This window comes from Paraconexibacter sp. (assembly GCF_059438195.1).
Window position 1 is genome coordinate 1 of record NZ_JBLKKY010000103.1, and the last position, 10,524, is coordinate 10,524.

The window sequence follows — 10,524 nt, forward strand, 5'->3', positions numbered from 1 at the left end:
CGCGCGCGCCGGGAGCGTCCTCGTCACCGAGGGCGCTCGCGCCGCGGCGCGTGGCGACGACGCGGAGGAGGAGGACGGGTTCGCGTGGTCGTTCGCCGGGGAGCGCCGTCTCAAGGGCGTCGCCGCGCCGGTCAAGCTCTTCCGCGCGCGACGGCGTCCGTGACGAGGGCCGACAGCCGGCGCGCCTCCCGCGGCGCGTCGGCCTCCTCGGCGACGAGCGCGCGCCCCGCCCTCCCCCGCTCCGCCCGGCGCTCGACGTCCTCGTCGAGGAGGGTGCCGAGAGCGTCGGCGAGCGCCGCCGGATCGCGCGGCGGGACGAGGCTCCCGGAGGGCGGCCGGACGATCTCCGGCAGCCCGACCTCGTCGGTGGCGACGACCGGGACCTCCATGGCGAGCGCCTCCTTCACGACGACGGGCATCGAGTCGCGGTCCCCGTCGGCGGCGACGACGCACGGCATGGCGAGGACGTCGGCACGCTCGAGCAGCGCCCGGACGCCGTCGGGCGAGGTCGGGCCGAGCAGCTCGAGGCGATGCGCGACGCCCTCCTCCGCGGCGAGACGCGCGAGGGCGTCGCGCTGCGGGCCGTCCCCGGCGACGACGACCTCGTCGACCGGCCGGCCCTCGCGCTCGAGGATCCCGGCGGCCCGGACGAGATCCGAGAACCCCTTCTTCTCGACGAGGCGGCCGACCGCGGCGACGACGCGCGTCCCGGGGTGCGGCGACCGGCGCGCGAACGCGTCGCGGTCGACGCCCATGACGATCCGGTGCACACAGGCCTCCGGCCCGCCGATCCCGCGCAGGTCGCGGACCGTGTAGTCGCACCCGCTCGTCGCGAACGTCGCGTCGCGGAGCTTCTCGGCGAGGTTCATCGGCTGCAGGTAGATGTCGTAGGCGTGGGCGGTCACCGACCAGGTGACGCCGAGCCGCCGGGCGAGCCGCAGCGCGTCGAGGGCGGCGCCGGCGGCGAAGTGGGCGTGGAGGTGCTCGACGCCGGCGGCACGCAGCCGCCGCAGCGGCGCCTCGAGCTCGCGCATCGGCGGCACCGCCTCCTGTCGTGCCCAGCGACGCCGGTCGGCGGCGTCGCGGAGCGCGCCGCCCGGGTGCGCGACGGCGCCTGGGAGCGCCGCGAGCCGCGAGCGCCGCGGGTCGTCCTCGCGCCAGGCGACGGTGACTCCCGGGAGGTCGGGGACGGCGGTGTCCCCGCGGCGCGTCGCCTCGACGTGGACCGGGTGACCGAGACGCGCGAGCTCGCGCAGCTCGGTGACGACGAACGTCTCGCTGAGCCGCGGGAACGCGTCGAGGAGGACGCCGACCGCCGGGAGCGGCGCCGCCGGCGCTCCCTCCTCAGCCGGCGAGGCGCTCGAGGACGGCGGCATCCACGTCGAAGTTCGCGTGGACCTCACCGACGTCGTCGTTGTCGTCGAGGGCGTCGATGAGCCGCATGAGCTTCCCGGCGGTCTCCTCGTCGAGCGGGACGCGCGTCTGGGGACGGTAGGTGACCTCGGCGGTCTGCAGCTCGATGCCCGCCTCGTCGAGCGCCCCGCGCACCGCGGTGAGGTCGGAGGGGTCGCAGAGCACCTCGAAGACGTCGTCGTCGATCGCGATGTCCTCCGCGCCCGCGTCGATCGCGATCACGAGGTCGTCCTCCGAGTACTTCTCCGCGTCGACGACGACGACGCCCCTCTTGTCGAAGAGGTAGGCGACCGAGCCCGGCTCCCCCAGGTTGCCGCCGTGCTTGGAGAGGAGGTGACGGACCTCCGACCCCGTGCGGTTGCGGTTGTCGGTGAGCGCCTCGATGAGGAGCGCGACGCCGCCGGGTCCGTACCCCTCGTAGACGATCGCCTCGAAGCTCGCCGCGTCGGCGCCCTCGCCGGTCCCGCGCTGGATCGCCCGCTCGATGTTGTCCTTCGGCATCGAGGCGTCCTTCGCCTTCTGGACCGCCAGCGCGAGGGCGGGGTTGCCGTCGGGGTCCCCGCCGCCCTCCTTCGCCGCCACCGTGATGTGACGCGCGAGCTTCGTGAAGAGCTTGCCGCGGCGCGCGTCGACGATCGCCTTCTTGTGCTTGATCCCCGCCCACTTGGAATGACCGGCCATACGTTGAGAGTAGTTGACGTCCGTGCGGCGACGCGCTTCGCTGGGTGCGCCGGTTCCCGATTCGGCAGGAGCGGAAGGCCCGCTCCCTGGTCAAGGAGAGATCCATGTTGCACCGCTCACGGAGGAGCGCCGCACTCGCCGTCATCGCCGCCGCCGTCACCGCCCAGTCCGCCGACGCCGCCGTCGTCATGCACGGCGATCGCAGCGTCCAGGGCCGGCTCTGCGCGGGTGGGCCGGAATGCGGGCCCGACGAGACGTTCGGCGACGACACGGTGCGGCTCAAGGCCGAGCGCCCCCGGCTCGCCTTCACCGACACCAGCCGCTCGTTCGGCTACCCGACGACGGACTGGGCGATCACGGCCGGCGGCAGCGGCGAAGGGTCGCTCGACGGTCTCGCCCTCAGCGACCTCGACGCCGGGACCGACCCGCTGCGGATCCTCGCCGGGGCGCCGACGGACACGCTGCTCGTGCTCCCCAGCGGCGACGTCGCCCTGCGCAACGGGACCGTCGTCCAGCGCGCGGACGCGACGACGATGACCGCCGCGGCGGCGGCCGACCCCGCTGCCGTCCTCACCGCGCTCGCGAGCCTCCCGCTCTCGACGTACGCGTCGCCGTCGGCCCCCGGGACGATGCGGATCGGCCCGACCTCCGCCGACTTCCACGCCGCCTTCGGCCTCGGTGACGCGACGGGCCTCGCGCCGTCCGACATGGCCGGCGTCGCGCTCGTCGCCGCCAAGGAGCTCGCCGCGCGGCTCTCGACCGTCCCGACCGGCGGGGACGACGACGGGGGACATCCCGGCAACGCGATCGCCGAGGCTGCGCACGGCGCGCAGATCCCCCAGGCGTCCGGTCCGCAGGGCGCGGCGGTCGCCGCCGCCGTCCACGCGGCGCAGGAGGCGCGCTCGGATCTCGCGAGCGCCGCGACCCGCGTGCGCAAGCTCGAGCGGACGCATGCCCGGCTGGAGAAGCGCAACGCCGCGCTCGCGAAGAAGGTGAAGCGCCTCGAGAGGCGTCTCGCCCGCGGACGGCGCTGAGGGGGTGGGAGCCATGGGGAGCCGCACCCACCGCCTCGCCGCCGCCGCGGCGGCGCTCACCGCGCTCGCCGCGGGACCGGCGATCGCCGCGAACGTCGTGCACGGGGACGAGGCCGTCTCCGGCGGCCTGTGCGTCGGCCCGGAGTGCGCCGTCCGCGAATCGCTCTCGGCCGACAGCCTGCGCGTCAAGAGCCCGACGCCGCGGCTCGGCCTGCTCGACGGGACCGGCGGCGGCTGGCAGCTGCGAGGCAACGAGGACGCGTTCGCGTCGGCGAACGCGTTCGCCATCCGCGACATGAGGACCGGCGCCGAGCCGCTCCGCGTCCTCGGGTACTCGCGGGACGAGACCCTCACGGTCGGCGCCTCCGGCGTCGAGCTGGGCCGCGGCGCGGTCGTCACGAGCGACGGCGGCCCCGCGGCCGCGCGGACGCCGGTCGACGCCGCCGGTCTCCTCGCGGGCCTCTCCGCCCTCCCCGTCTCGACCTACGAGACGGCGGGCGCCCCGGGGACCCGTCGCATCGGACCGTCCGGGGCCGACCTCGCGACGCACCTCGGCGTCGGGTCGGACGGGGACGTCGCCGCGACCGACGTCGCCGGCGTGGCGCTCGTCGCGCTCCAGTCGCTGGCCCCGCAGATCGACGCCCTCGTGGCGTCGTCGACGTCGGCGACGACGACCACGTCGGCGACGACGACCACCTCGGCGACGACGACCACCTCGGCGACGACGACGGTGAGGTCCGCGAGCGCTCGGGTGTCGCCCGCCACGACCCGCGCCCTCGCGGTGCCGAACGACGACGTCGACGCGCTCCTCGAGCGCCTCGACCGGCTCGAGCGCGGGACGCGATCGCTCACGCGCAAGGACCGCAGCCTGCGACGCAAGGCCGCACGCGTCGCGCGCCGCGGTCGCTGACCAGCGTCAGCGACGCCGCCGCAGGCGCCGCGCGATCCGCCCCCGGGCGGGCGCGACCGGCGTCGCGGCGGCGCGCGCCTCGTCGAGGAGACGCTCGAGCCAGCCGTCGAAGTCGCCCGGGCCGACGAGCACCTGCTCACGCGCCGCGATCTCGCCCTCCCACCAGATCTGGAGCACGAGGTCCTCGGGCGCGAGCCCCGCGGTCGAGCCCGCCGGAAGATGCCGGCCCGTCGCCCCGAGGAGGTGCGGCTTCATCGTGAAGACGAGGCCGTCGCGCTCCCGCTCGCAGATCCAGTGGTGGTGGCTCCAGCCCACCCACTCGCCGTGGACCCCCCAGGTGAGCTCCTCGACGGGCGCAGGCACCTCGACGTAGCCCGCGCGCGCGACGCGCGAGAGCTCCTCGCACACGCGGACCGGGTCGCGGACGTCCTCGAGGGTGTGGGCGCACACGGCGACGTCGAACTCCCCGTCCGCGTAGGGCCACGGCTCGCCGGCGCAGATGTCGCGCACCGTCCACGTCGCCTCGGAGAAGCGCTCGGCGGCCGGGTCGACGGGCGCGCCGTAGAGCCCTCGCGTCGCGTACGGGAGCAGGTCGATGACGGCGTCGGCGCGCGAGAGCGGGGCCGCCCAGCCGCCGACGTCGAGGACGCGGGCGTCCGCCGGGAGGGCGTCGACGCGAGCGCGGGCGGAGGCGAGCATGCCGCGAGAGACTACGAGCCGCCGCGCGCGGCGCGCAGCTCCTCGTAGAGGTCGCGGTAGGCGGCGGCGCAGCGATCCGACGAGACCTCCAGCGCGCGCTCGCGGCAGCGAGCGGCGGTCGCCGGGTCCCGCGCCAGGTCGAGGGCCTCCTCGAGCGCGGCGGCGAGCGCCGCCGGGTCGCCGTCGGCGCCGTCGTCGTCGAAGAGCGCGCCGATGCCCGGGCGGTCGACGACCTCGGGGATCGCGCCGGCTGCGGTCCCGACGACCGGCGTCCCGCAGGCGAGCGCCTCGGCGAGGACGAGCCCGAACGCCTCGCCGACGCTCGGCAGGACGGCGACCCAGGCCTCGCGGTTCGCCGCCGCGAGCGCGGCGCGGTCGTCGAGGTCCCGCTCCTCCACGCCGTCGGGGACGCGGCCCGCGAGCGGCGCGCCGCGCACCCGGCTGAGGACGAGGCGGGCGTCGGGGTGGCGGCGTCGCACGGTCGCGAACGCCTCGACGAGGAGGCCGACGCGCTTGCGCGGGGCGGTGTGGTCGGCCGCGCAGAGGATCGTCGGCGCGGCGGCGCGCGCGGCCGCCGGGTCCGGGGCCGGTGAGAAGGCCTCGACGTCGACCCCCGGGGCGATGACGCGCGCGTCGACGCCGAGCCAGCGCTCGAAGCCGGCCGCGGCGGTGCGGCTGAGCGCGACGACGGCGTCGGCCTCCCGCGCGGCCCGCAGGACGATCTCCTTGCGCCACCGGCGGTTCGCGAGACCGGTCCGGTGCGGGATCCCCATGTAGGAGAGGACGACCGGCCGGTCCGGTCGGGAGCGGTCCCGCCAGCGCAGCGCCGCGAGCGCGTCGGTCGCGTAGAGCGCGTGCGCGACGTCGGGATCGACCCCCGTGAGCGCCCGGTGGGCGGCCGGGAGGTGGAGCAGGTGATCCTCGAAGAGCCGGCGGCGGAGCCGCTCCTCCCCGGGCAGGCGGCGGACCCGGACGACCTCCAGCCCGTCCTCGGTCGTGCGGGTCGTGCGCCCGCGGTGGGACGTGACCAGCGTGACGTCGTCGCCGCGGGCGAGAAGGCCGTCGGCGAGCTCGCGCGCGAATCGCTCCGAACCGCGACGGACCTCCGGCCAGTAGACGGGGTTGAGCAGCGCGATCCGCACGGCTCAGAGGAGGAGCGTCCGGTAGCGGATGCTCCCGCGCGCGAGCGCCGTCATCTCGGCGGCGTCGAGCGCGAACCGGCCGGGCAGCTCGCTCATCGCCCGCGCGATCCCGCGCGGAGAGCGGCCGTAGCGCGGGGCCGCGCCGAGCGCCCACGGCGTCACGAGGGCCGCCCCGGCGGCGAGACGGGCGAAGCGCGCCGCCGGGCGCCGGCGCGGCCCGAGGAGGCCGGCCGCCGCCACGCCGAGGCCGAGCGCCGCCGCGGGCAGACGCGCGTGCGCGGGCTTCCAGCACGTCCCGAAGCCGGGGAGCCCGTCGCGGACCTCCGGATGGGCGCGGACGACGAACGGCAGGTGCTCCCACCGCTGCACCTCGCGCATGCGCGCGACGAGCGTGGCCGGCTCGACGCAGTGGTAGGTGAGGACCTCGGGGGCGCCAACGTACTCGGCGCCCGCGGCTCGAGCCCTGATCGCGAGATCGGTGTCCTCACCGGCGGCGAGCGGGAGCGACTCGTCGAAGCCGCCGGTCCCCTCGAGCACGGCGCGCGGGTAGGCGATGTTGCAGGTCTGCGCCCACGGCACGGGCGGGTCGACCTCCTGGCTGCGCGCGTGCGGCACCCGGTGACGGACCGCGAGCTCGTCGGGGTCGATCGTCGTGCGCCCCTGGACGATCGCGCCGGGGTGGCGCATCGTCGCCGCGAGGGCGTTCGCGACCCAGTCGGCCGGCGGCCGGCAGTCGTCGTCGGTGAAGAGGACGACGTCGGCCTGTGCCGCCCGCCAGGCGGCGTTGCGCTTCTGCGCCGGGCCGGGGCCCGGAGGGAACGTGAGGTGCCGCAGGACCCCCGCGGCGGCGAGCGGGTGCCCGCGGAGGATCTCCTCGGTCTCCGGGCCCGAGGAGTCGTGGGCGACGACGACCTCCCACTGCGCGCGGTCGAGCGTCTGCTCCTCGAGCGCGTTGAGGAGCCAGCGCAGACGCAGAGGCCGGTCGTGGGACGGGACGACGACCGAGATCGCCGGTCGTTCCCGCGAGCCGGCCGGTCCGCTCACGCCGCGAGGGCCTCCGGGTGCGCGCGGTACCACTCGACGGTCCGGCGCAGGCCCTCTTCGAGACCGACCTCGGGGGCCCAGCCGGTGAGCGAGCGCACCTTCGTCGAGTCGACGTACTGGCGGTCGATCTCGCCGGTCGGGGTGCCGCTTCCCCGGTAGTCCGGCGTGACGTCGGCGCCGACGACGGAGATCGCGAGCTCGACGATCTCCCGGACGCTGTGCGGCGCGTCCCCGCCCGCGTTGAACGCCTCGCCCGCGGCGGGTCCCACGCTGCCGTCGGCCGTCGGCAGGAGCGCCTCGGCGATCGCGAGGTAGGCGCTCACCGCGTCCTCCACGTAGAGGAAGTCGCGCTCGGGCGAGCCGTCCGAGCGGATGACGGGGGCGCGACCGGCCATGACGGCGGCGACCATCTCGGGGACGAGACGCGACGGGTTGAGGTCCCCGCCTCCGTAGATGTTCGCGAAGCGCGTCACCGCGACGGGGAGCCCGTAGGTGTGGAAGTACGACCGCGCGATGAGGTCGGTCGCCGCCTTCGAGACGTCGTAGGGGTACTTCGGCTGGAGCGCGAAGTCCTCGCGGTAGGGCAGTTCGTCGTGCGGGCCGTAGGCCTTGTCGGAGGCGGCGACGACGACCGCGTCGACCTCGTGGAGGCGGCACGCCTCCAGCAGCGTCCACGTGCCCCGGATGTTCGACTCGAAGGTCGAGACCGGCGAGCGGTTCGCAGTCCCGACGATCGTCTGCGCGGCGAGGTGGAAGACGAGGTCGACCTCGTACTCGCCGAGCGCGCGGTCCATGAGCTTCGCGTCGACGAGGTCGCCGCGGACGACCTGGCAGCGGCTCTCGAGACCCTCGAGCGCGAGCGCGGAGGCGGTCACCTGGTCGCGCTTGAGGACGACCACGCGGACGCCGTGGTCGAGGAGGCTCTTCACGAGCCAGGACCCGAGCATCCCGTAGGCGCCGGTGACGAACGCGGTGCGGCCGCGCAGCTTCTCTCCGAAGGACTGGTTCATCGCGGCGGCGATGATGGCACGTCGTCCCGCTGTCGGACCGGCCGACGCGTGGTGAGCGCGGCCGACCCGGCGCTAGGCCGACGGGCGGGGCGTCGCGAGCGATGCGGGATCGCCGCCGACGTCGTCGCGCAGCGAGGAGGTCGGCTCCCACACGCGCCACGGCGGGGCGCCGGAGTCCCAGAGGTCGTTGAGCGTGACCGCGTCCTTGTAGGTGTCCATGCAGTCCCAGAAGCCCGTGTGGCGGAAGCCGTGGAGCTCTCCGTCGGCCGCGAGGCCCTCGAGCGGCGCGCGCTCGAGGATGCTCGTCTCGCTGAGGTAGTCGATGACGCCGGGCTCGAAGACGAAGAAGCCGCCGTTGATCCAGTGCTCACTGCGGGGCTTCTCGCGGAACCCGCTCACCCGGCCGTCGGCGTGCATCTCGGTGATGCCGAACTGCAGCTCGGGCCGCACGACGGTCATCGTCGCGAGGTCCCCGTGCGCCTCGTGGAACGCGAGCAGCTCGCCGAGGTCGACGTCGGCGACGCCGTCGGCGTAGGTCGCGCAGAACCGAGCGCCGCCGACGACCTCGGCGGCGCGCTTGATGCGGCCGCCCGTCGGCGTGTCGAGGCCGGTGTCGAGGCACTCGACCTCGACGCCGACGGGCCAGTCGCTCGCAGCGGCGAACTCCTCGATGAGGGCGCCCTTGTACCCGGTGAGGAGGACGAACCGCCCGAACCCCTGTGCGGCGTAGAGCCGCACGACGTGCCAGACGATGGGATGCCCGCCGATCTCGACGAGCGGCTTGGGGATGTCGACCGTCTTCTCCTGGAGGCGGGTCCCCCGCCCGCCGCAGAGGATGACCACCGGCTCTTCGCGTCGCATGCGGGCCGTAGTATGCCGCGCCCATGGCGGCCGCACCCGACCCGACGACCCTCTCCTGGTACCACACGCTCGAACTGCCGGGCGGGGTCGTGACCGAGGGCATCTTCGATCTGCGGCCCTACGTCGGCGAGTACCGCCTTCCGGAGCGGCTCGACGGCCTCCGCGCGCTCGAGGTCGGGACGTGGGACGGCTTCTGGGCCTTCGAGCTGGAGCGCCGCGGCGCGGAGGTCGTCGCGCTCGACCTCGACCGCGAGGAGGACCTCGACTGGCCGGCCCGCCGGCGCCCCTCCTCCTTCCCCGACGTCGTCCGCGGACAGGGCTTCGCCGTCGCGAAGGAGCTCCTCGGGTCGAAGGTCGAGCGGGTGGTGCGGTCGGTGTACGACGCGACGCCGGACGAGCTCGGGACCTTCGACCTCGTCTTCTGCGGCTCGGTGCTCATCCACCTCCGCGACCAGGTGCTCGCCCTCGAGCGGATCGCCGCCCTCACGAAGCCGGGCGGGCTCTTCGTGAGCGCCGAGGAGTACGAGCCGCGTCTCGACCTCCTCCCCCTCCCCCTCGCGCGCTATCGCGCCGACCGCGAGGCGGCCGTCGTCTTCTGGATGCCGAACCAGCGGGCGTGGAAGCGCATGATCTGGGGCGCGGGCTTCGACGAGGTGGACCGCGTGTCGCGGTTCTCGATGAAGGCGCGGGACGGCTGGGCGGTGCGCCACGCCGTCTTCCACGCGCGGAAGGGCACGTGAGCGCGGACCCGGCGCCCGGGGTGGACGGCGACGCGCTGCGGGCCGCGCGCGCCGCCGCCTACGAGAACCCGCGGCCCGAGGTCGCCGCGCACGTCCCGGCGGGCGCCCGCCGGATCCTCGATCTCGGCTGCAGCTCCGGGGCGCTCGGCGCCGGCCTCAAGGCCGCCGCGGGCGCGCCGCCCGACCGCGAGGTGGTCGGCATCGAGCTCGATCCCGCCTACGCGCAGGCCGCGCGGGAGCGCCTCGACCGGGTCGTCGAGGGCGACCTCGAGGCGCTCGCGGCCTCCGACGCCGCGCTCGCCGATCTCGGCCGGTTCGACGTCCTCGTCGCCGGGGACGTCCTCGAGCACCTCCGTGAGCCCGAGGTCGTGCTGCGCCGCTTCGCCTCGCTCCTCCCCGCCGGCGGCGTCGTCGTCGTCAGCCTGCCGAACGTCCGCCACTGGGAGACGTTCTGGCAGCTCGGGGTGCGCGGCACGTGGCCGCGTCGGAGCATGGGCATCTTCGACCGCACGCACCTGCGGTGGTTCACGCTCCGCGATGCGCACGCGCTGCTCGACGCCGCGGACGTCGAGGTGACCGAGGTGCGCCGCGAGCTGCGCCTGCGCCCGGAGGGCGCGGCGAACACGCGCCCGGCGAGGTGGCTGGCGCGCACTCCGGCGCGGACGTTCGTCACCTTCCAGCACGTGCTGGCCGGCCGCCGGCGCTGAGGGTCCCGCCGCCGAGCGTCGGACGGGCCCGGGCGGGCGCGGGCGGGCGTGCGCGCGGGGGGTGGTGCGAAATCAACGCGCGTTCGATTCGCCCCCACACAGGGCGACAATCCAACGCGCGTTCGATTCACCCCCACACAGGGCGACAACTCAACGCGCGTTCGATTCACCCCCACACAGGGCGACAACTCAACGCGCGTTCGATTCGCCCCCACACAGGGCGACAACTCAACGCGCGTTCGATTCGCCCCCACACAGGGCGACAATCCAACGCGCGTTCGAT

11 protein-coding genes are annotated in these 10,524 nt (G+C 75.4%); 4 read left to right on the forward strand and 7 right to left on the reverse strand.

The window, feature by feature from the left end; genetic code table 11:
• Nucleotides 1-131 precede the first annotated feature (131 nt).
• Together ACME2J_RS21135 and ACME2J_RS21140 are read right to left on the reverse strand one after the other, a co-directional pair.
• Nucleotides 132-1,376, reverse strand: a complete 1,245-nt coding sequence (locus tag ACME2J_RS21135) for a glycosyltransferase (protein ID WP_495546927.1) — start codon at nucleotides 1,374-1,376, stop codon at nucleotides 132-134.
• Nucleotides 1,345-2,094, reverse strand: a complete 750-nt coding sequence (locus tag ACME2J_RS21140) for a YebC/PmpR family DNA-binding transcriptional regulator (protein WP_495546928.1) — start codon at nucleotides 2,092-2,094, stop codon at nucleotides 1,345-1,347. Before ACME2J_RS21140 ends, ACME2J_RS21135 begins: the two co-directional genes overlap by 32 nt.
• Before the next feature lie 104 nt (nucleotides 2,095-2,198).
• Here ACME2J_RS21140 and ACME2J_RS21145 point away from each other — a divergent pair, with 104 nt between their 5' ends.
• Together ACME2J_RS21145 and ACME2J_RS21150 are read left to right on the forward strand one after the other, a co-directional pair.
• The gene (locus ACME2J_RS21145) at nucleotides 2,199-3,128 is read left to right on the forward strand and encodes a hypothetical protein (protein WP_495546929.1); all 930 of its coding nucleotides are present in this window, start codon (nucleotides 2,199-2,201) and stop codon (nucleotides 3,126-3,128) included.
• A gap of 13 nt (nucleotides 3,129-3,141) precedes the next feature.
• Nucleotides 3,142-4,038, forward strand: a complete 897-nt coding sequence (locus tag ACME2J_RS21150; RefSeq protein WP_495546930.1) for a hypothetical protein — start codon at nucleotides 3,142-3,144, stop codon at nucleotides 4,036-4,038.
• Between the two features lie 6 nt (nucleotides 4,039-4,044).
• Here the strand turns inward: ACME2J_RS21150 and ACME2J_RS21155 are convergent, their stop codons facing one another.
• The 5 genes from ACME2J_RS21155 to ACME2J_RS21175 form a co-directional block, all read right to left on the reverse strand.
• Nucleotides 4,045-4,737: a class I SAM-dependent methyltransferase gene (locus ACME2J_RS21155; protein WP_495546931.1), complete on the reverse strand. Its 693-nt coding sequence runs from the start codon at nucleotides 4,735-4,737 to the stop codon at nucleotides 4,045-4,047.
• Nucleotides 4,738-4,748: 11 nt separating this feature from the next.
• Entirely contained in the window at nucleotides 4,749-5,879 is a 1,131-nt protein-coding gene (locus tag ACME2J_RS21160) for a glycosyltransferase family 4 protein (protein WP_495546932.1), read from the reverse strand.
• Nucleotides 5,880-5,882: 3 nt separating this feature from the next.
• Nucleotides 5,883-6,923, reverse strand: a complete 1,041-nt coding sequence (locus ACME2J_RS21165; RefSeq protein ID WP_495546933.1) for a glycosyltransferase family 2 protein — start codon at nucleotides 6,921-6,923, stop codon at nucleotides 5,883-5,885.
• Nucleotides 6,920-7,933: an NAD-dependent epimerase/dehydratase family protein gene (locus ACME2J_RS21170; RefSeq protein WP_495546934.1), complete on the reverse strand. Its 1,014-nt coding sequence runs from the start codon at nucleotides 7,931-7,933 to the stop codon at nucleotides 6,920-6,922. Before ACME2J_RS21170 ends, ACME2J_RS21165 begins: the two co-directional genes overlap by 4 nt.
• Before the next feature lie 72 nt (nucleotides 7,934-8,005).
• Nucleotides 8,006-8,794, reverse strand: a complete 789-nt coding sequence (locus ACME2J_RS21175) for a sugar phosphate nucleotidyltransferase (RefSeq protein WP_495546935.1) — start codon at nucleotides 8,792-8,794, stop codon at nucleotides 8,006-8,008.
• Nucleotides 8,795-8,817: 23 nt separating this feature from the next.
• Between ACME2J_RS21175 and ACME2J_RS21180 the strand changes: the two genes are divergently transcribed.
• Together ACME2J_RS21180 and ACME2J_RS21185 are read left to right on the forward strand one after the other, a co-directional pair.
• Nucleotides 8,818-9,534: a class I SAM-dependent methyltransferase gene (locus ACME2J_RS21180; RefSeq protein WP_495546936.1), complete on the forward strand. Its 717-nt coding sequence runs from the start codon at nucleotides 8,818-8,820 to the stop codon at nucleotides 9,532-9,534.
• Entirely contained in the window at nucleotides 9,531-10,241 is a 711-nt protein-coding gene (locus tag ACME2J_RS21185; RefSeq protein WP_495546937.1) for a class I SAM-dependent methyltransferase, read from the forward strand. Before ACME2J_RS21180 ends, ACME2J_RS21185 begins: the two co-directional genes overlap by 4 nt.
• The last annotated feature ends 283 nt before the right edge of the window (nucleotides 10,242-10,524 follow it).

Bases quoted from the DNA above. Each gene is read 5' to 3' on its own strand.
- ACME2J_RS21175 (WP_495546935.1), bottom strand. From the start codon at position 8,794: ATGCGACGCGAAGAGCCGGTGGTCATCCTCTGCGGCGGGCGGGGGACC.
- ACME2J_RS21135 (WP_495546927.1), bottom strand. From the start codon at position 1,376: ATGCCGCCGTCCTCGAGCGCCTCGCCGGCTGAGGAGGGAGCGCCGGCG.
- ACME2J_RS21155 (WP_495546931.1), bottom strand. From the start codon at position 4,737: ATGCTCGCCTCCGCCCGCGCTCGCGTCGACGCCCTCCCGGCGGACGCC.
- ACME2J_RS21170 (WP_495546934.1), bottom strand. From the start codon at position 7,933: ATGAACCAGTCCTTCGGAGAGAAGCTGCGCGGCCGCACCGCGTTCGTC.
- ACME2J_RS21140 (WP_495546928.1), bottom strand. From the start codon at position 2,094: ATGGCCGGTCATTCCAAGTGGGCGGGGATCAAGCACAAGAAGGCGATC.
- ACME2J_RS21180 (WP_495546936.1), top strand. From the start codon at position 8,818: ATGGCGGCCGCACCCGACCCGACGACCCTCTCCTGGTACCACACGCTC.
- ACME2J_RS21150 (WP_495546930.1), top strand. From the start codon at position 3,142: ATGGGGAGCCGCACCCACCGCCTCGCCGCCGCCGCGGCGGCGCTCACC.
- ACME2J_RS21145 (WP_495546929.1), top strand. From the start codon at position 2,199: ATGTTGCACCGCTCACGGAGGAGCGCCGCACTCGCCGTCATCGCCGCC.